This is a genomic window from Rubripirellula reticaptiva, assembly GCF_007860175.1.
Taxonomy (GTDB): Bacteria; Planctomycetota; Planctomycetia; order Pirellulales; family Pirellulaceae; genus Rubripirellula; species Rubripirellula reticaptiva.
In genome coordinates, this window is the sequence record NZ_SJPX01000004.1 from 41,555 (window position 1) to 63,249 (window position 21,695).

The 21,695-nt window shown below is 55.7% G+C and carries 7 protein-coding genes; 3 read left to right on the top strand and 4 right to left on the bottom strand.

Annotated elements, in window-relative coordinates; genetic code table 11:
- Positions 1–33: 33 nt before the first annotated feature.
- Genes Poly59_RS17295 through Poly59_RS17305 form a run of 3 tightly spaced genes read right to left on the bottom strand, consistent with a single transcriptional unit; the run spans position 34 to position 3,449 of the window.
- Positions 34–1,218, bottom strand: coding sequence for an NAD(P)/FAD-dependent oxidoreductase (locus Poly59_RS17295; protein WP_146535395.1), 1,185 nt, complete (start codon positions 1,216–1,218; stop codon positions 34–36).
- A 5-nt stretch (positions 1,219–1,223) separates the two neighbouring features.
- Positions 1,224–1,982 carry a DUF1641 domain-containing protein gene (locus tag Poly59_RS17300; protein ID WP_146535396.1) on the bottom strand — a complete coding sequence of 253 codons (759 nt, stop codon included), beginning with the start codon at positions 1,980–1,982 and terminating at the stop codon, positions 1,224–1,226.
- A gap of 42 nt (positions 1,983–2,024) precedes the next feature.
- Entirely contained in the window at positions 2,025–3,449 is a 1,425-nt protein-coding gene (locus Poly59_RS17305) for an MBL fold metallo-hydrolase (RefSeq protein ID WP_146535397.1), read from the bottom strand.
- A 1,218-nt stretch (positions 3,450–4,667) separates the two neighbouring features.
- On the opposite strand from Poly59_RS17305, the gene Poly59_RS17310 reads away from it, so the two are divergent.
- Together Poly59_RS17310 and Poly59_RS17315 are read left to right on the top strand one after the other, a co-directional pair.
- Entirely contained in the window at positions 4,668–17,156 is a 12,489-nt protein-coding gene (locus tag Poly59_RS17310) for an Ig-like domain-containing protein (RefSeq protein WP_146535398.1), read from the top strand.
- A 53-nt stretch (positions 17,157–17,209) separates the two neighbouring features.
- Positions 17,210–18,388: a Gfo/Idh/MocA family protein gene (locus Poly59_RS17315; RefSeq protein WP_146535399.1), complete on the top strand. Its 1,179-nt coding sequence runs from the start codon at positions 17,210–17,212 to the stop codon at positions 18,386–18,388.
- Between the two features lie 52 nt (positions 18,389–18,440).
- Here the strand turns inward: Poly59_RS17315 and Poly59_RS17320 are convergent, their stop codons facing one another.
- Entirely contained in the window at positions 18,441–20,084 is a 1,644-nt protein-coding gene (locus Poly59_RS17320) for an alkaline phosphatase (protein ID WP_246151736.1), read from the bottom strand.
- A gap of 327 nt (positions 20,085–20,411) precedes the next feature.
- On the opposite strand from Poly59_RS17320, the gene Poly59_RS17325 reads away from it, so the two are divergent.
- The gene (locus Poly59_RS17325) at positions 20,412–21,521 is read left to right on the top strand and encodes a Ca2+-dependent phosphoinositide-specific phospholipase C (protein WP_146535400.1); all 1,110 of its coding nucleotides are present in this window, start codon (positions 20,412–20,414) and stop codon (positions 21,519–21,521) included.
- Positions 21,522–21,695 lie beyond the last annotated feature (174 nt).

Below are 21,695 nucleotides of genomic sequence, written 5' to 3' on the forward strand. Positions count from 1 at the left end.
CGCTGTTGGTAGGGTGATCGCGTAGGCGAGGAATCACGCACGGCCACGTAACATGCCGTGCCAGTAGAGTGCCGGCAAACCGAACTTCTTTAAAAGGAGCATGCTGAAACGTTCTTTGGCTTGATTGAAAGGAAATGTTTCAGCCGGACCGCCGCTATAGTCAAATTCGGCCAATACCAAACTGTCGTATCCCGTCACCACGGGGCAGGACGTGTAACCGTCGTAGCTGGCCGACAATGGTTCTTGCTTCATCAGCGACAGCAGATTACTGACCAACACCGGAGCCTGCTTGCGGACCGCCGCGCCGGTTTTGGAAGTCGGCAAGCTGGACGCGTCACCAATTCCAAACACGTTAGCGAAACGAGTGTGCTGCAGCGTGTGTTTGTCGACGTCGACCCAGCCGCCTTCGCCCGCCAGTTCGCTACCTGAGACGAAGTCCGGTGCGCTCATCGGTGGAGTGACATGGATCATGTCATACTTGATGACGTTCTCTTCGTCTGTGTCCATGTGCCGATAGACGGCTTCCTTGGATGACGATCGTATCTCTACCAAGTTATGGCGAAAGCGAGGCTCAACGCCTTTCCGCTTTGCCACCTTCTCGAGTACTTCGCGATACTGGTCGACTGCGAACAACCGTGCGCCAGCAGTGGTGAAGATGACTTCGATGTCGTCACGAACGCCGCTACGGCGGAAATGATCTTCCGCCAAATAACAAATCTTTTGTGGCGCACCACCGCACTTCACGGCCCCGGCAGGCTGAGTGAACAACGCGACGCCTTTCTTCATGTTGCGAACGAATTCCCAAGTGCTGGCAACCGTTTCGATGGAGTAATTGCTGCACACGCCGTCTTTCCCGACAGCCTTCTTCAATCCTTTGACTTGGTCCCAGTTGAGTTGAATGCCGGGGGCAACAATCAAATAGTCGTAGGTGATCGTTTCACCCCCACGTGTCGTGACACTGTTGGCGTTCGGCTGGAATGATGCGACAAAATCCTTGACCCAGTTCACACCGTAGGGGATCAAGTCGACTTCGTCCCGACCCGATTCCTCGGGTTTGAACATCCCACCACCGACGAGAGTCCAGAGCGGTTGATAGTAGTGCTTCTCGGATGGCTCGATGATCGCAATATCTAACGATGGATCGACGTTTCGCAACCGAGCCGCGACGGTGATCCCAGCCGTTCCACCACCGACGATGATAATTTGATGATGACTCATAACACTTAGCCTTGGTTAGTAGAGGAATTGGCAGAACTCAAGTTGGCTTCAGGCCTCTTTTCAAGGACGCCACCGAAACACTTTGCGAACTGCAGGCCGAATGAAAGTGCCCGTTGAGTATTCGGGTCGCGAATCGCGCCGAGCAGTCCAAACAAACCGACTCGTTTCGGCACCGGATGTTCACACGTCCCTTGATGGCAACTCGACAGTGCCGATCCAGCCATGCCGACGGTCGCGACGGAGTTCTCACTCATCACTTCCGACTTGAGTAAGAACCCAATACGATCGAGCTCTTCTCTACGAATCTGCCCCCCCAAATACAATGCAGCGTGCAGTCCTTGCCGCAGACTCTGCTCCAAGTCGATGCCTTCCGCCTTCACTTGGGTCGCCCATTCATCGAATACATCCATCGCTATCGCGACGAGATTGGGAAGCTCGTCAAGCAGCGCGCTGCCTTCTTCCAGTTTCGGCAATCGAGAAACCAACCCCTCGATCGCCTGCATGTTCACAGGATCAGTGACCTGAACGAGCAACTTCAGCAGGCTGGTTGCTCGCTGCTCGATGTCGATACCCTCTTGCGAGGCCTTTCGACTGACGGAATCGAAGAAATCAACGGCGATCGCGAGCAGGTTGGGAAGCTCGCCAACGGTTGTCAGCATTTGATCGAGCGACTCGGCATGATCGAGCAAACGATGCAAAACGTCGGCGGTGCTAGGATCGTTCAAACGATCCACTAATGAAGGTCTTTGAAGCGTGGTTTCCATGGATCACTCGCAGTGGCGATGGCGTTGAAGGTACGAGACGATTTAGCTGCTCATCGCAGGTCGCGATTTCACACTTGGCAGACCGGCACTTTTCCAAGCGACGTAGCCACCGGTCAGGTTGACAACATCCTTGAATCCGCCCGCCTGCAGGACGCTCGCCGCGATTGCTGATCGAGCACCGCTGCGACATTGAACGACTAGCTTTTCATCACGTGGAAGTTCGTCCAGATCCTTGGGCAAACGACCAAGGAACCGGTGCTCGGCTTGCTCGATGTGACCTTCTTTCCACTCGTCATTGGATCGAACGTCGAGCAATTTCACATCGCCCGCTTCGACACTGTGCGATAAGTCCTGCGGTGTGCCAGTTGAATACACTTCGTCTGCCAAACCACTCGATCGAACCTCGTTTGCGTCGAATGCGCCCGTGATTTCCTCGATGCCGATCTTGTGCAATAGCCGTGCCGCTTCTTCAAGCTGATCGGGCTGGCAGATCAGGTACGTTGGCCGCTCGTAGTCCACCAACCATCCCGCCCATGCCGATAACATCGAAAGCGGAATGTTGATCGTGCCATCAACGTGACCTTTGGCGAATTCGGGCGATGGAGTGAGATCGACGACGGTGCCGGACTGGACGGCGCCTGCCAAACCAGCGACATCGAGCATTTTGTGGTGATGTCCCGCGCCAAGGATCCGTGGACCTTCTTTGTTCACTCGCTTCATTACCGCGAAATACTTCGGCGCTTCCGGTTGGTCGGCCAGGATGTAATGCACAAACTCGTCTTCGTCGTTGAACTGAAGTGACGGATTGAACCGTTTCTCGTAGCCAACCGTTGACGATGGAATTGCACCGAGACCTTTGCCGCAAGCACTTCCTGCTCCGTGAGCCGGCCAGACTTGCAAGTATTCCGGCAGCGACTTGAATCGCTCTGCCGACTTGAACAGATCGCGAGCACCGGGTTCCGCCGTATTGATCAATCCAGTGGCTTCTTCGAGCAAGTCAGGTCGACCAATCGAACCGACAAACACAAAGTCGCCAGTGAAGATGCCCATCGGCTTGTTGGCACCGCCGCCTTGGTCGGTCAACATGAACGAAATGCTCTCGGGCGTGTGCCCAGGTGTGTGCACGACGTCGAACCGGATGTTCCCGACCATGAAGTGATCGCCGTCGTGAACGGGCATGCTGTCGTAGCCGGCCAGATACAGGTACTTCCACTCGGCGGGCCCTTCGTCGGACACGTACAGCTTTGCGTTCACGCGGTCGGCTAGTTCGCGAGCGCCCGAGACATAGTCGGCGTGAATGTGAGTCTCTGCAACTGCAACGATCTTCACGCCTTCCTTCTCCGCCATCGCAAGGTACTGCTCGATATCGCGACCTGGATCAACGATGACTGCTTCTTTGGCCCGCTGGCATCCAACCATGTAGGAAGCGTGAGCGAGCTTTTCGTCATAGAAATATTTGAGCAACATGATTCGGTTCTCCCGTGAAACTTAGCGGTTACAAAACCACTGACTTGAAACTTTAAAAAATCGCGACCAACAACACGTTTTCCAGATCCAGCGCCGACAGATAACCGACGTTCGCATCAAGATCTCCTGCGATATGACCCGCGTGGAAACATCGAAATATCGAAAGCTGACGACATATAAAATCAAAAAAAGGAAAAGTGGCTTCGGTCTCGTCGAATTTGCAATAGCGACCCTCAGAACCGACATGCGTGCTTCCCACTTCGATGCATTGCATCAATCCAGCCCAATGAGAGCCTGCGAGTTACAAAAACGCTCTAGTGCCTTCCCGCTCACGAGCCCAACACACACAGCAATATATCGAAACCTTTCGACATGTCAATGCATATTTTCTGACGCTTTCCCCCATCAAAACGAAAGCAGGCCCGGGCTAGGCACCGTTTTCCGCAGGGCGAACGCGTCGATTTCGCATGACACCACCGAGCCAGAGCTTGATTCCCAGCCATTGAGCATGAGCCCAAAAACGGCTCAAAACCCTCGCAAAACAAGAGTCGTGCGGTCGTCCATCAAGCCGAGACGCAAACTGCTCCATTTTGCTGGCGTTTTGAATACGCCCGCTGCTTGTCTCGTCCCATCGAATCGTTCGAATGCCAATGCTGGGACCTAAGACAAGAAGCGGTGAAGCATCGTCGCCGGAGCTCAAGACGACGACTCCGCGGCGACGACAAGCCTTACCCCAGGTTGAGGGGCACCGAACGCCCATTCACCTTATTTCTTCAGATACACTGTCAGTCCGTTCTGAATACTGCATCTGGCGGCATATTGCGTTTGATTGGATGCGGGGCAGTCTAGATCTGCACGCAACAAACGAGACGTGCATGACACCGATTCCGGCATACTCATTTGCAGACAGGCAGCCTCAGTTCGAGCTGACTTCGTCACGTCAGTTTCCGGGCTGGTTGGCCGAGCAGCGGTGACGTTGTTCATGGAGTACGAATCGAAGGCGCGGACACAGAATTGTACGACGTCGTAGCTTTGGCGGACGTTGTCCGTCCACAATCACTTAGATTCAAAACGGACGAGATCCACAGGGCACTGAGATTAGAGACTCAGTGGTATCAGTAATTCACCGAAATCAAGTCACACCGAATTCAGTTCCTTAACGAGTGTGGTTTCGGCGAAGCGAAGCACGACTTCCGGGCACCAACGAGACAAGACAATATGATTTTCCGCAGAGCGTCCAAACCCAAACGCGTTCCGACACGTCGTCGCCGCCTGTTTGCCGAACAACTCGAAGACCGGCGATTGCTGACGACTTTTATTGGCGCCGACTTGGGCGATCTGTCGGGCAGTTCGGTCAGCAGCGCGGGTGACGTGAATGGGGACGGCTTCGACGACCTGATTATTGGTGCTGAGTTTGCAGCAGCCAGCGGAAACGCAAAGTGGCGTGCAGGCGAAAGCTATGTTGTCTTTGGTAGCTCCACTCCAGCGGCGACGGTCGACCTCGGAAATCTTGGCACGGCCGGGCTGACCATCTTTGGTGCCGATGACAATGACCAAAGTGGTCGATCGGTCAGCGGGGTTGGCGATGTCAACGGAGACGGACTGGACGATCTGCTTATCGGGGCGCCACGCGCCGATAGAACGACTGGAGACACCGGCGAAGGGGAAAGCTATCTCATTTTTGGGTCCACAACGTTTCCTGGCGCAGTCGACCTAGCGAACCTAGGATCGGCAGGTGTCGTGATACGCGGTGCCGGAGTCGGCGACGAAAGCGGGCACGCGGTCAGCAGCGCGGGTGATTTTAACGGTGATGGATACGCTGACTTGTTGATCGGCGCTCCGCTGGCCGACCGGGATGGGACCACATCCGACTCGGGCAAAGTGTACCTCTTATATGGGGATTCATCACTTCCAAGCACGATTGACCTCGATTCGTTTTCTGGGTGGAACTCGCCAGGACTGCTGATTGATCTCGCAGATATCGGCGACAACAGCGGGCGATCCATTAGCAGCGCGGGCGATATCGATGGCGACGGTCGGGACGACATCATTGTCGGTGCACCGCAAAGTGAGGGCGCTGCGGACGCCAGAAATCTATCGGGCGAAAGCTACGTGATTTTTGGTTTCGATCAAAGACGGACAACTGTGATCTACCAAACCAATTCCAACCTGCGCAAAAGGTTGGTCATATCTGGTGTGGACATCAATGACCAAAGCGGCACTGCGGTCAGTGGCGCCGGCGATGTCAACGGCGACGGCTTCGATGACCTGTTGATCGGGGCACCGCTGGCCGGAGCGCTTTCCAACGCACGTTCGCAAGCGGGCGAAAGCTACCTGATATTTGGTGGCAATTCGTTACCGGGCAATATCGACCTGCAAAACCCCGGCGCGGCCGATGTCATTTTTTATGGCGACACCCAGGACAATCATGGCATCGCCATCAGTCGTGCCGGCGACCTCAACGGCGATGGCTTTGACGATCTTGTTATCGGTGCTGACAGCGCGGACGGTGAAAGCGATAACCAATCGGCAGCCGGCGATGTGTACGTTGTGTTTGGTGGCAACTCGTTGCCCGCGACCATTGATTTTTCGTTACCAGGCGCTGCGGGACTTTCCATTCATGGTGCGGTTAGTGGATATCAGATAGGTTCGACCATCAGCACAGGGGAAGATTTCAACGGCGACGGCTTTGACGATCTGGTGATTGGAGCCCCTCTGGCCGGTCCCGCAGGCGAAACTTATTTGATTCTTGGCAGTGACCTTACAAACTCCGTCACGCACGCCGGGACCGCGGCCAACGAAACCCTCACCGGCGACATCGGCGCCAACGTGATGATCGGCGGCAACGGTGACGACTTATTGGTCGGTCGCGGTGGGGGCGATGTGCTGCGCGGCGGCGAAGGTGACGATCAGCTTTCGATCGGCGACGTGGATTTCACGCGCATCGTTGGTGGAAATGGGTTTGACACGTTGTCATTTGAATCCGCAGGACTGTCGTTGGACCTGACGGAACGTCCCGACAACCGAATTCTCGGAATTGAACGAATCGACATTCGCGGAACCGGCTCAAATTCATTGTCGCTAGGTTGGCAGGACGTACTGAATATCAGCGATGAAAGCAACACGCTAATCATTCGCCGTGACGATGACGATTCGGTGACCATTGGCAACGGTTGGACGCGCGGAGAGGATGAAACGATCGACGGCGAGGCGTTTCGTGTCTTCACGTTCGCTGCCGCGACCGTCAAGATCGAATCGGATCACATGATCATCGACCTGGCTACGCTACCGATTGGCCAGAGGGCAACGTATTTCGGAATCAACCCGTTCGAATATGCCAGCAACATTGGCGGCGTTGGAGACGTTAATGGAGACGGGCTTGATGACTTTTTGATAGGTGCGACCGGGACCAATCCTGGGTCAGGGAAAACCGGCCAGACTTATTTGGTTTATGGCACCGAATCTCCGCCGGCAACCATGGATCTTGCGAGTCTTGGCACGGCAGGTGTCAAAATCAATGGCATCGACGCCTTTGACAGTAGCGGCAAGAGCGTCGCCTTAGCGGATATTAACGGCGATGGCTTTTCCGACTTGCTGATCGGCGCGCACGACGCAGACGGCGAAGATAACGCCACTCGATCGGCGGGCGAAAGCTACGTCATCTTTGGTGGTCCATCGCTACCGTCATCGATCGACCTTTCCTCACTGGGAACGGACGGCGTCACGATTTTGGGCGTTGACTATTACCGGGGAATTGGGGGTTCGATTGACAACGCTGGCGACGTCAACGGTGATGGTTTTGACGACATCGTTGTAGGTTCAATCGCAAACAACACGATGATTGCCTATCTCGTCTTTGGCGGCCCCAACCTTCCCGCCAAGATCGATCTCGCATCGCTCGGCTCGGCTGGCGTCGAGATATCTCGTGCAAGAATCGTCGGGCAAGGGGGAGATTTTAATGGTGATGGTTTCGATGACACGTTGGTTTCCGATTCATACGGCGATTCCGGAGATGGACAAACCTACGTGTTGTACGGCGCTGCAACGATGCCAGAGACAATCGCGATGTCGTTGCTCGGTACAAGCGGCGTCACCATCAACGGTGACTTCATTTATAACAACAGCGGTCAATCCTTAAGCTTCGCCGGTGACGTCAATGGTGATGGGTTCGATGATCTGGTTACTAGCACCTCGAATGGAGCAAGCCACGTTGTCTTTGGCGGGCCGTCTTTGCCAAGCACGATCGATCTGCGGTATCTCGGGTCTGGCGGAGTCGAGTTCCGAGCCGTGGACTCAGAGAGCCAAAGGGTTGGAGGTGCGGGAGACGTCAATGGCGATGGCTTTGATGATCTCGTTATCGGATCGGCCTCGGGCGACGGGATCGACGAATCCAAGATTGATTCGGGCGAAACCTACATCATCTTCGGAAACGCCGCCTTGCCACCTGTGATCGACACGAATGTTTCATTTACCGGGTTAACGATCTATGGAGTCGACGCGGGTGATTCCAGCGGCGGGGTCGTTGACATCGCTGGCGATGTGAATGGTGACGGATTCGATGACATTCTGATTGGCGCAAGACATGGTGACGGAATCAGCAATGACTTGGGCAGTGCCGGCGAGAGCTACTTAGTCTTGGGCGGGGATTTTCGATCAACGGCAACCCACTCGGGCACTTCACAAGCTGATTTACTGAGCGGTGACACGTCACCCAATGTCATGATCGGTGGTCGCGGCGATGACGAACTATTAGGCGGCGGCGGTCGCGATGTGCTGCGTGGTGGTGAGGGAGACGATGTCTTGGCGATCGCGGACCTGACGTTCGCTCGTCTCGTTGGCGGAAACGGATTTGACACGTTGCGATTGGACGCGTCGAACACAACACTGGATCTGACAACTCTGCCCGACAACCGAATTGTTGGTATCGAACAGATCGACATCTCTGGAATTGGTGACAACGCACTGGTTCTGGATCGGCTAGAAGTTCTCAACATCAGCAACACATCGAACACATTAGTCGTGCGAAAAGATCCAGGCGATACGTTGGATTTCGGCGTTGGATGGACTCAGCAGCCAGCCGAATGGATTGATGGCGATGCCTTCCATGTCTTCACGCAGGGGGCAGCGATATTGAAGGTGCAGACGCCGACAATGGGCGTCAACTTGACCGTCAATCTGTCGGAGGTAGCCGAGAACGGGGCGACCATTGTCACCGTGACGGCAACGAATGAATCCAACGTTACAGGAAACCAATCGGTTGATCTGATTGCCAGCGGCACGGCGACCAGTCCCGAAGACTATCTCCTTTCGGCTACTCAGATCGTCATCCTTGACGGACAAAGCAGCGGCAGTGTTACGTTTACCGTTCAGGATGATGCGGTGATCGAAGCGTTCACGGAAACTGCAACACTGACAATCAGTAATCCTTCGTCTGGTCTAGCGTTAGGCGTGGTAACTTCGCAAACAGTAAAGATCAGTGACAATGATTTTGTTACTCCCGTAATTGCGTCAACCGAAACCAGCCCGACGCGTCAAACGCTGATTCCTATAACGGTTGATTTTGGCGACTCCGTGACTGGATTCGATCAGGCTGATTTGAAGGTTGCAGGCGCAACGGTTAGCAGTTTCGTTGAGATCGGCGGCGGGCAGTTTTCATTCGATGTGACTCCGACCGGTGATGGCACGATCACCATCAACCTTGACGCCGGTGCGGCCGCCGATATCGGTGGTAAGAGGACGCTGAACGCGAATCAGTTCAGCGTCGTTAGCGATCGCACCGGTTCGGTTCCCACCATCACAGGTCCGGCCAGCCCGACCCATTCGGATCCGTTTGTGGTGACGATTGATTTTGGTGGATCGGTCAGTGATTTTGTGATTGGTGACGTTTCGGTTGGTGGCGGAACGGCTTCGAATTTGATCGATCTGGGTGGCGGGCAATTTACCGCTTCGATTGATGCCGCTGCGGACGGAACGGTGTCGGTTGGTGTTCCGGCAAGTGTTGCGACTGATGTGGCGGGCAACGAAAACGCGGCGGCGACTCTGTTTTCGGTCGTCGTCGATACAATCGCTCCGACCGCCGTTATCACGGGCCCGGGAAGTCCAACGAACTCGGATCCATTCACGGTAACGATTGACTTCGCAGATCCCGTCATCGGGTTTGCGATTGGCGACATTTCGGTGGGTGGCGGTACGGTGTCAAACCTAGTGGACATCGGAAATGGAAAATACACGGCTTCGATTGATGCCCTAACCGAAGGGACGGTTACGGTCGACGTGGCGGCCAACGTGGCGACCGATATCGCGGGCAACGGTAACGTTGGCGCCAGCCAATTCTCAATTGTCATCGACACTACGGCGCTGACGCCAACAATTACCGGACCGGGAAGCCCGACGAATTTGGATCCGTTTACGGCAACGATTGATTTCCGCGAACCGGTCACCGGCTTCGAGTTGGGTGACATTGTCGTTGGCGGTGGCGCGGCATCGAATCTGGTCGACTTGGGTGCGGGACGATTCACGGTTTCCATTGACGCGATCGCAGATGGACTGGTGACCATCGATGTTGCGGCTGGCGCTGCGACTGATGAGGCGGGCAATTTAAACTCAGCAGCCGGTCAGTTCGCAACGATTGTCGACACCGTATCGCCGGTGCCATCGATTACAGGACCAGCGAGCCCCACCAGCAGCGGACAGTTTTCAATAACGATCGACTTTGGCGAACTGGTGAACGGATTCGTCATTGGTGACATCACCGTCGGCAGCGGGACGGCCAGTAACTTGTTGGACAATGGCGATGGTCGTTTCACCGCAACGATCGATGTGGTCGCGGACGGTTTGGTGACGGTGGACGTTGCGGCGGGTGTTGCGTTTGATCGAGCTGGCAATGCCAACATCGCTGCGCCTCGGTATGCGATTTTTGTGGACACCACGCCGCCTGCGCCAACGATCACCGGACCGGCCAGCCCAACGAACAGCGCCCCGTTCACGGTCACGATCGACTTTAACGAACCGGTCAAAGGATTCATCATCGGTGCCGTCGACGTTGGTGGTGCAACAGCCAGCAACCTAGTTGATAACGGAAACGGTCGTTTCACCGTGACGATCAACCCCATTTCAGACGGTTTGGTGACAGTCGATATTGCAGCCAATGTCACGGCGGACGAGCTTGGCAACCCGAACGTCGCGGCCGCTCAGTTTGCGATTGTGGTCGACACAGTGGCACCGACGACGACGATTATCGGGCCGGACGGTCCAACCAACGTCGATTCATTCATGGTAACGATTGACTTTGCAGAACCGGTCAGTGGTTTCGAGATCGGTGATCTGGTCGTTGGCGGTGGCACAGCCAGCAACTTGTTGGATAACGGCGACGGTCGCTTCACGGCCACGATCGATGGGGAGGCGAACGGATTGGTAACGGTAGATGTGGCCGCCAATGTCGCGGCTGACCACGCGGGCAATGCCAATGTCGCAGCCACTCGGTTTTCAGTTTTGGTGGACACGTCCTCGCCCGCGCCAACGATCACCGGACCGGCTGCTCCGACCAGCAGCGATCCGTTCACGGTGACCATCGATTTTGGCGAGACGGTAAACGGTTTCTTCGTGAGTGACTTAGTCGTTGGTGGCGGAACGGCCAGCAACCTTGTCGATAACGGCAACGGTCGTTTCACCGCTACGATTGATGTAACAACCGATGGTTTAGTGACCGTAAATGTGGGTGCTGATTCAGCGATCGACAATGCCGGAAATCCCAACGTCGCGGCGTCCCAGTTTTTGATCACCGTGGACACTGCGGTGCCTGCGCCGACGATTACGGGGCCGGCCGGTCCGATCGGTAGTGATTCGTTTACGGTGACGATTGACTTTGGCGAACCGGTCAACAGTTTTGTGCTGAGCGATCTTGTCGTTGGTGGTGGGACGGCTGGCAATCTGTTGGACAATGGCAACGGCCGGTTCACTGCCACGATCAACGCGTCGGCAGACGGATTGGTGACGGTTGACTTGGGCGCCTATCGCGCGTCCGACAACGCCGGCAATTTCAATATCGCGGCAGCTCCGTTTTCGATCGTGGTCGACACGACGGCGCCAACGCCATTGATCACGGGACCGGCCAACCCGACCGGCAGCAATCCGTTTACGGTGACGATCGATTTTGGCGAAACGGTCGACGGCTTCACGATCGATGACGTTACGGTGGGCGGCGGTACGGCAAGTAACCTAGTCGATCACGGAAACGGTCAGTTCTCGTTGACGATCGAAGCGTCGGCGGACGGCGAAGTCACGACTGCCATTGCCGTGAATGTTACGACGGACATCGCTGGCAACAATAACGCTGCCGCGCCGCAGTATTCGATCGTCGTTGATACGACTGCACCGACACCGACAATCACAGGTCCGGCAAGTCCCACGAACTCGGATCCGTTCGATGTAACAATCGATTTCGGCGAAACTGTATCGGGCTTCGCGTCAGGCAACATTTTGGTCGGCGGCGGCAACGTCACCAACTTTGTCAACGAAGGCAGCGGCCGATATTCAGCGACCATTGATGCGGTATCCAACGGAACCGTGACTGTTGATGTTGCCGCGAACGTCGCCAATGATTCTGCCGGCAATGCAAATATTGCGGCCGATCGCTATTCGGTAGATGTTGATACGACCGCGTTGGTGCCGATCATTGTCGGTCCGGGTGGCCCGACCAACGTCGAACAATTCGATGTCACGATCAACTTTCGAGAAGCCGTGACGGGTTTTAGTCTCAGCGATTTGCAGCTCAACAACGCAACCGCGAACAACTTAATCGATAACGGCGCAGGATTATTTACGGTCACGGTCGTCCCTCTGGCCGCTGGAACGGTCACGGTTGAAGTTCCGGCGAACGTAGCGCAGGACATCGCCAGCAACCCCAACTTTGCAGCCACTCCCTATTCGATCTTCGTCGACAGGACTTTCCCCGTACCAGTGGTAACCGGGCCGGTAACAATCACGAATTCGAATCCTTTTAATGTGACGATCAACTTTGGTGAACCGGTCATCGGGTTCGAACAAGGCGACATCACCATCGTGAACGGAACGGTGACTAACTTTGTCGACAACGGTGTTGGTCGGTTCTCGGCAACGATTGACGCCACCAACGACGGTGACGTGACACTCGACGTCGCGGCCAATGTTGCTGTCGATCGTGCGGGAAACAACAACGGGATTGCGGTTCCGTTCACCGTGCTTGTTGACACGACGGCGCCGACTGCGGTGATTACCGGGCCAGCATCCCACACCAACTCGGACCCGTTCACCATCGCGATCAATTTTGCGGAAACAATAACTGGATTTGCTCTCAGTGACATTGCCGTGGGTGGTGGAACGGCCAGCAATCTGGTCGACAACGGCAACGGACATTTCACTGCAACGATCGATGCGGCCACCGATGGGTTAGTGATCGTCGACATTGCCGCGAACGTTGGGGCTGATGACGCCGGAAATCTTAACGTTGCATCGACGCGATATTCGACCTTCGTCGACACGGCCGCGCCCACGCCGACGATCTCCGGCCCGACCACCCCAACCAACAACGATCCGTTTCATGTCGCGATCGAATTTGGCGAAGCCATTGTTGGATTCAATGTCGACGATATCGCGGTTGTCGGCGGAACGGTCAGTCAATGGGTTGATAACGGCAACGGACATTTCACAGCAACGATCGATGCGACGGCGAATGGTGACGTGACGGTCAATGTTGCCAGTGATGCGGCGACCGATTTAGCCGGCAACGCAAATTTTGCAGCAAACCCGTATTCCACTCGCGTTGATACGGTCGCTCCAACACCTGCCATCACGGTCCCACCAAGTCCGTCTGGAACCGGTCAGATCAACGTTTCAATCGACTTTGGCGAAACGATTGTTGGGTTTGCAGCGGCCGACATTACGGTCACGGGTGGAAGTGTCACTAGCTTCGCCGAAAATGGTGGTGGAGTGTTTACCGTCATTGTCGAAGCGACTTCCGATGGCACTGTCACCGTTGACATTGCAGCCGATGTTACCAGTGATCAGGCAGGCAACGGCAATGTGGCGGCGATGTCCGCGGTGGTAGTGGTTGACACGACTCCGCCGATCCTGATCGTGCCGAACAACCTATCCGCCGAAGCCAGCACGCTGGGTGGAACGGCGACTGCTGATGCTGTGATTCAGTCGTTCTTGGCTGCTGCGTCCGCGTCCGACAGTATCGATGAATCGGTGACGATTACGAATGATGCGCCCGCGTTTTTTTCGATCGGCGATACCGTTGTGACTTTCACGGCGACCGACGATGTCAACAATCTTGCGACTGCCACCGCAACGGTTACTGTCGTCGACACGACGGTTCCAACCATCGTGGCGCCGGCCAACATCACGTTCGAAGGCAACACGATCGGCGGAGTGACGAAAACGGATCCGGCGATTGTCGCTTTTCTTGCCTCTGCGACAGCCAGTGATATTGCGGATGATTCGTTAACGTTCAGCCATGACGCACCGGAGATTATGGCGGTTGGCAATACCGTGGTGACATTCACGGCAACCGACGATGCGGGAAACAATGCGGCAGCGACGGCGACGATAACCGTTGCCGATACAAACGATCCGACAATCATCGCGCCAGCCGACATCACTGTCGAGGGCGATGCGATCGGTGGTGCTGCGAAAACGAATCCCGTGATTGCTGCTTTTCTGGTCGCTGCGACAGGCAGCGACATTGTCGATGATTCATTGACGATTACCGATGATGCGCCGGCGATGCTGGCGGTCGGTGACACCGTCGTGACCTTCACGGCGACCGACGATGCCGGAAACATGGCGACGTCGACAGCGACGGTAACCGTGACCGATACAACCGATCCGGTGATCACTGCACCAGCCAACATCACCGTCGAAGGCGATACGGTTGGTGGTGCTGCGAAAAAGAATCTGGCGATTGCTGTTTTTCTTGCCGCCGCGACGGGCAGCGACATTGTCGATGATTCGTTGACGATTGCAGATGATGCTCCTGCGTTTCTGTCGGTCGGCGACACCGTGGTGACTTTCACGGCGACTGACGACGCCGGGAACAGCGCGACGGCGACCGCGACGATAACGGTCGCCGACACAACCGATCCGACGATTACCGCACCGGGCGATATCATGGTCGAAGGCGATGCGGTCGGTGGTGCTGCGAAAACGAATCCGGCGATTGCCGCTTTTCTTGCTGCCGCGACGGGCAGCGATATTGTCGATGACTCTTTGACGTTCACCGATGATGCACCAGCGATGCTGACGGTCGGCGACACTGTGGTGACTTTCACGGCAACCGATGAAGCCGGAAACATAGCGACTGAGACGGCAACGATCACCGTCACCGACACAACTCAGCCGACGGTCAACGCACCGAGCGACTTTACAGTCGAAGGCGATACGACTGGCGGTGTTGCGAAAACGAATCCGGCGCTCGTTGCTTTTCTGGCCACCTCGACGGCCAGTGATATCGTCGATGGTTCGTTGACGATTACCAATGATGCTCCGACCGTGCTGCCGGTTGGCGAAACAGTCGTGACCTTCACGGCGACAGATGACGCCGGCAACCGAGGCACCGCATCGGCGATCGTCACCGTGACAGACACGACCGCGCCAGTGATCTCGGTACCATCCGACATCACCATTGAAGGCGACCGAACGGGCGGAACCGATGCGACCAACCTTGTGATCGCGGCATTGCTGTCGGCTGCAACAGCGACCGACGCTGTGGATGCGATCCCCACCATCACGCACGATGCACCGGCGATGTTCCTCGTCGGCGAAACTGTGGTCACATTCACAGCGACGGATGACTCCGGCCAAGCCTCGACCGGGTCAACCATCGTGACCGTGGTCGACACGACTTCGCCCAACTTGGCGCTGGCCGCAGACATCACGGTCGAAGCGAACGTGATTGGTGGGACCGATGCGAGTCAAGGAGCGATCGATGCGTTTTTGACCTCGGCAGTGTCGACAGACATCGTCGACGACGCTGTTGTGATCACACATGACGGGCCATCTGTCTTTCCGCCGGGCGAGACAACCGTAACGTTCACAGCGACCGATGACGCTGGTAATACCACGATTGAAACGGCGACGGTGACCGTAAACGTCAGCTTCGATTTCGGTGACGCACCAGCGACTTTTCCAGTCACTCGCTCACAAGACGGTGCACGACACTTTGCCGGATCCGTTTCTTCCGCACCACTGTTTCTTGGCAGCCTGATCGACGTCGATGCGGACGGACAACCGGACGCCAATGCCGAGGGCGACGACCAAGCCGGCGATGCGGATGACGACGGCGTTGTCCCGGCTGCCAGCATTGTGGTCGACGCCAACACGGCCACGAAATCCAGCTTCCGCGTTACGGCGTCGCAGCCTGGCAAACTAGATGCATGGATCGACTTTAGCCGCGACGGAAGTTGGGATGCGTCGACCGAAAAAATATTCGACAGCGTCGATGTGGTTGCGGGCGTCAACTTGCTCAGCTTCTCGGTTCCGGCCGGCGCGACAGCAGGTGAAGCCGCAGCTCGCTTTCGTCTTAGCAGCAGCGGCAATCTGGCCCCGGCCGGTGAAGCAGCCGATGGCGAGGTCGAAGACTACATCGTGTCGTTACTCGGCGGCAGCATTGCGGACGGCGCCAACGCAATCGTCGACTTGGCTGGCGTGTCGGTCGGAATGATGGTCGAGGCGGGCGAGGTTGTTGTTCGTGCTGGGGAAATGGAACTATTTCGAGCACCAACCGACACCGTTGCAACGGTCGCCTTGTCCGGTGGCACACCAAATGAATCGGTAACTATCGACATGGCCAGCGGTTTGGCCGAGGCAACGAACGTGAATCTAAATGGCGGCGATGGTGCCAATTCGTTGGTGGTGATGGGCGACGGTGGCGAACTTGATTTGAGTGGCTCGAAGGTCACGGCCGAGAACTTCGAGCTGTTGGATCTCTCGAGTGCCGACAAGAACTTAGTCAGACTCAGTACAGCTTCGGTTGCCGCACTTTCGCCGGAATCGCGACGGATCCGAATTCAAGCAGGCAAAGGTGACAACGTCGAAATCAGCGACGCCGTCGATTGGCGTTTATCGGAACCAGTCCATGAAAATGGCGAGTTCTATTTGACGGCGACAAACATCAACGGCAGCGGCGAGACGATCAAGGCACGGCTCGCACAGGCTTGGCACAACTTCCTTCGCGCTAGCGACGTCAACAACGACGGCAATGTGACGGCGCTCGATGCGCTGCGGATCATCAACGAACTTGGCCGACGTTCGTTCTCAGACGCTGGCACTCAAGACCTCGACAAGCCCGGTACTGTGACCGAGTGGCCGAACGCTTACTTTGATCAAAACTCAGACGGCCGTGCGACGGCGCTCGATGCACTTCGAGTGATCAACGACTTGGCGCGGCAAACGCGTGTCGAAGGATCGGGTGAAGGCGAAGCGACACGGTTGCTCACGCGGCCGGATCGGGAAACACAGAAACCTAAACAGGAAAATTTGCTTGATCTTCAACCATTCGAGTCGACGGCGCCGCACCTTTCGTGGACCAGTACCGTGGTAATTCCTTACACGCCAACCACCTCTCCGGTGGTATCGCTAACCGAAAATGCAGCGGAGTCGGACGAAGCACTTGAAGCGGTTGACCAACTGTTGTCGGACCAATCCTTTCTGGACGGACTCGATCGATGATCATTTCTTTGGTGTCGTCGATCTAGAATCAACATCCAACGAGGGAAACAGACGTGGAAATCAAGCGAGTTGGAATCATCATGAACGGCGTGACCGGACGCATGGGCACGAACCAGCATCTGGCGCGCTCGATCACTGCTATCATCAATCAGGGCGGCATTCGGGTCAGCAACGACCTGACCATCATGCCCGACCCGATATTGACCGGTCGACGCGACCACGCATTGAAAATGCTCGCCGAAAAGTACGGCAACGAGGCGCGGGGCGAATCGTACAAGTACACCACCGACTTGCAGGGCGCACTCGACGGAAAGTTTGGCGATTACGAAATCTTCTTTGATGCCTCTGGCACGCTCCATCGCGCAGGCTTCATCGAAATGGCGGTGAAGGCCGGCAAGGCGATCTACTGTGAAAAACCAACCGCGGTTGAAACTAAGGAAGCGGTTCGTCTTGCCAAGTTGGTCGAAACGGCTGGACTAAAAAATGGCGTTGTCCAAGACAAGCTGTGGCTGCCTGGATTCCGCAAAATCAAGATGCTGAAAGAACTCGGTTTCTTCGGAAAAATTCTCTCCGTCAAAGGCGACTTTGGCTACTGGGTTTTCAGTGGAATGGACTACGACCAGCCGGCCCAACGTCCCTCGTGGAATTACCGTGCCGAAGACGGCGGCGGAATGATGATCGATATGTTCTGCCACTGGCGCTACGTCATCGACCATGTGTTCGGACCGGTGAAGAGCTTGGTGGCCTACGGTGCAATCGATCTGGACGAGCGCCGCGCCGAAGATGGCACTCCGTACAAATGCACCGCAGACGATTCCGCCTACGCGATGTTCGTGCTTGAAGACGGCACCATGGTCCAGTTCAACAGTTCTTGGTGCACCCGTGTCCGTCGCGACGACTTGCTGACCGTTCAAGTTGACGGGGTCAACGGATCGGCGGTTGCTGGCCTACGCGAAGTCAAAACTCAGTCCGCAGCCAACACGCCGAAACCAGTCTGGAACCCAGACATTCCGCAGCCGATCGATCTCTTTGCCTGCTGGGAGGACGTACCCAATAACATCGAATACGACAACGCCTTCAAGATTCAGTGGGAGATGTTTATCCGGCACGTTGTCCTCGGCGAATCATGGAGCTATTCGCTGATGGAAGGCGCCAAGGGTGTTCAACTGGCCGAGCTTGGAATGCAAAGCTGGAAGGAACGCAAATGGGTCGACGTACCTGAACTCATCTAACCTGCAACTCGCGATGGAATAAGGATTGGGACGCATGGTCCGGTGACTTCCGCTACTCGGCCGAACTTCGCACAAACGCTTCGGGGCGATCGAGGTTAAAATAGTGGCCGTGATCAGCAGTCAGAATCAATGCAGTTTCATCCCAACCACCATGCTGTTCGATCCACGCCACCACCGCTGCAAACGCATCGTCACCGCTCAGCACGGCACCAATCGAGTTATCAATGTTGTTGGAATGATTTGCCCAGTCAACATCACCACTTTCAATCATCAACCACCATCGGTCTGACCGTGAATCCAGAACGTCGATTGCGGCAACAGCCATGTCTTTCAATTTGACGTTTTCGTGCAAGTCAGCTTCGCTATAGACCTCTGCCTTTGCTGGATTGGGGTTCCCGAAACTGGCCACCGGATTGTAATTTCCATCGGCCGTTTGAAACGGCAAGTGGCCGCCCTCGGCTCCGAAAAATCCGAATAAACGCTGGTGATTCTTCTTCGCTTCCTGCACAGCGATGCTCAACACATCGGGCCCCGCCACTCCGCTCGTTCGCTGAGCCACGACGTATTTTCCGCCGCGTTTGACATCGATCGCTTCTAGATCGTCGGCGGCGATGTACTTGTTACCGGGAACATAGTTTTTGCCTTGCGCGGCATCCTTGTCTTTATCGATTCCCCAACCGCCACCGATCAGCACATCAACGCCTGGCAGTCCACCTGGGTGATAAATCGACGGACGACCGATCAAATCGCGGGTCAGATCTTGGTAGTCGTTTCGATGGACATTGTTCGCGTACGCACAGCCTGGTGTCGCGTGGCTGATCGGAACGCTCGACACGACCCCAATCGCAAACCCATCGTCCTGTAACGTTCTGGCAATCGGCAGCACTTCACGCCCCATAAAGTCGACATTCATCGCATCGTTATAAGTCTTGATCCCACACGTCATCGACGTCGCCGTAGCAGAAGATTCGGCGTAAGCATGTTTTGTTTCCTTGCTCTTTCCGATCAGATAATTCGCGTCGGTGAAAGGCCGCCAAGGCGAGTCGCCACCCAACACAGCGTCATAACCACCGCGAAGCTTTCCTTCGGGATTCACAACAGTCTGCTGGTCGACATTTACCTTGGTGCCTTCGGCACGAGGACTGGTGACGCAAAAGCCGTAATCCGTTGTCGTGCCTCGGTAGTCCAAAAACTGCAATCCCTCACCACGACCTTCGCGGTAGACCTTTCCAGATTTTGCAATCGCAGCAACTCGAGTGGTATCCCAATCCATGCCGTCGAACACAAACAAGATCACACGCTTCTTGCCTGATGCGATCGCCATTTTCTGTAGCCGAAAAACGTCGGTCTGATCAAAGTATTCCGCTTTTGGGTTCAACGTCTTTTCAGGCAGGTAGCCGTACAGACTTTCGACCGCCGACTCATTTCGGTAAACACTGTTTACACCAATCACTGGCTTGAGATCGATTCCATATGTGTAAACGGGAATCAAACGGTTGCTGTGCGTTTTCCAACTCGAGTATGTCTTCGGGTTCGGTCCCCAGTGACCCCAGTCGGCTTGGCGAGCCGCAACCGCGTCGGCTTGCATCTTCGCGATCGGATCGGCGACTTGCGCTGCCGCAAACCGCGACGCGTTCGAAACAAGCAGAATGGTGAAGACGGATACACAAAACCTGAGGCCGGAATTCGGATGCATCGCTTGTACTTTGTAACGTAGGCGGGAATTTGAGGTGGGAAAGCTTCGTGCAGAAGATTTGATCGATCATAATAGTCGAACCAAATCCGAAGGGGAGCGCAAGCTGGCCAGGATTGTTGACCAGCAGGCACTTGGAAAAATAACCCCGAATCCATCGAAGTCTACCCCGCCTGCCATCGATTGATCGATCGCGACACGCCCCCGAGATGGCTGGCGTTTTCGGGGCATGGTAGATTCTCATTTCCATCGGATCAGCCTAGCGATGGGCAGATCTTTGATTTCAAACGAAACAACACAATTATCTTGAGAAGAGTCGAGTGGACATTGATGGCCAAATCATTCTGGATTGCATGGTTGGTTGTTTTGTTGTCGACGACGTGCATTGCTGATGCTCAAGAGCCCCGCTTGCGGATGAACCATATTCAAGCGATCGGAACCCACAATTCCTATCGACTCGCCCCGCCACGCGAACTGCTGACATTGATTGCGATTGGATCACCCAAAGAGTCCGAAGCACTTGATTATTCTCATCTGCCAATCGTGGATCAGTTGAATGCACTGAACATTCGGCAGCTCGAACTCGACCTGTATGCGGACCCCGACGGTGGCCTGTTCGCTAATCCAATTGGTTACGCAACTCTGTCGCTGGACCAGAAGCAAACACATCCGCACCCCAACGCTGACGGGGCAATGGACTCCCCTGGAATGAAGGTGCTTCACTCACCGGGATTTGACTATCGCAGCACCGAACCAACCTTTGTTGCGGCGTTACGGTCGATCCGCCAATGGTCAAGGTCACATCAGTTGCACATTCCCATCCTGGTTTTGGTCGAACTCAAACAGTCCGCGGTGGGACCGGTGCTGGTCACTCCGGTCTCGTTTGACCGCGAACACTTAGATGCCGTCGACCGGGAAATACGATCGGTCTTTGGTGAAGACGAATTCATTTCACCCGACCAAATTCGCGACATGCACGAGCATCTTCGTGATGCCGTCGCTGCCAATGGATGGCCGCTGCTCGATGACGTTCGAGGGCAAGTCTGGTTTGCGTTGGACAACGAAGGCGACATCCGTAACCTGTACCTTCGAGACCATCCATCACTTCGGGGGCGGGCGATGTTCGTTTCAGTGTCACCAGAACATTCGGCGGCAGCGTTTCGAAAACTGAACGACCCGGTCGGACAATTCCGCGAAATTCAACGAGCCGTTCGTGGCGGCTTGATCGTACGCACTCGAGCGGACTCGGAAACACGTCAGGCACGCAGCGGTGACACGGCGCGGCGTGACAAAGCTTTCCAAAGCGGTGCGCAATACATCAGCACCGACTATCCGGTTCCAGATCCCCGCTGGACGGACTACCAAGTAAATCTGCCTGATCACGCAGAGTACCGCGTTATTCCGCGAAGCCTTCTGCGCGACCGTGCTCCCAAAGAATGAACGGCCGTTCAAATTGGTCAAGTTGGTCAAGTTGTGAAGCCGGCGGGCGAGAACGGGTCGGGCGAGTGGAATCTCGATCGCGAGGTGCGGTTGATCGCGGACGCTTCCGATAGAAGACTGGCTGAATCCCCGGCGCGGGTAAGGCGGCAATAGCGGTGGCGTCTGCTCGGCTGC

What these genes read in the sequence shown, in the direction of transcription:
- Poly59_RS17320 (WP_246151736.1), bottom strand. Translation starts at nt 20,084, where the DNA reads ATGCATCCGAATTCCGGCCTCAGGTTTTGTGTATCCGTCTTCACCATT.
- Poly59_RS17300 (WP_146535396.1), bottom strand. Translation starts at nt 1,982, where the DNA reads ATGGAAACCACGCTTCAAAGACCTTCATTAGTGGATCGTTTGAACGAT.
- Poly59_RS17295 (WP_146535395.1), bottom strand. Translation starts at nt 1,218, where the DNA reads ATGAGTCATCATCAAATTATCATCGTCGGTGGTGGAACGGCTGGGATC.
- Poly59_RS17325 (WP_146535400.1), top strand. Translation starts at nt 20,412, where the DNA reads ATGGCCAAATCATTCTGGATTGCATGGTTGGTTGTTTTGTTGTCGACG.
- Poly59_RS17305 (WP_146535397.1), bottom strand. Translation starts at nt 3,449, where the DNA reads ATGTTGCTCAAATATTTCTATGACGAAAAGCTCGCTCACGCTTCCTAC.
- Poly59_RS17310 (WP_146535398.1), top strand. Translation starts at nt 4,668, where the DNA reads ATGATTTTCCGCAGAGCGTCCAAACCCAAACGCGTTCCGACACGTCGT.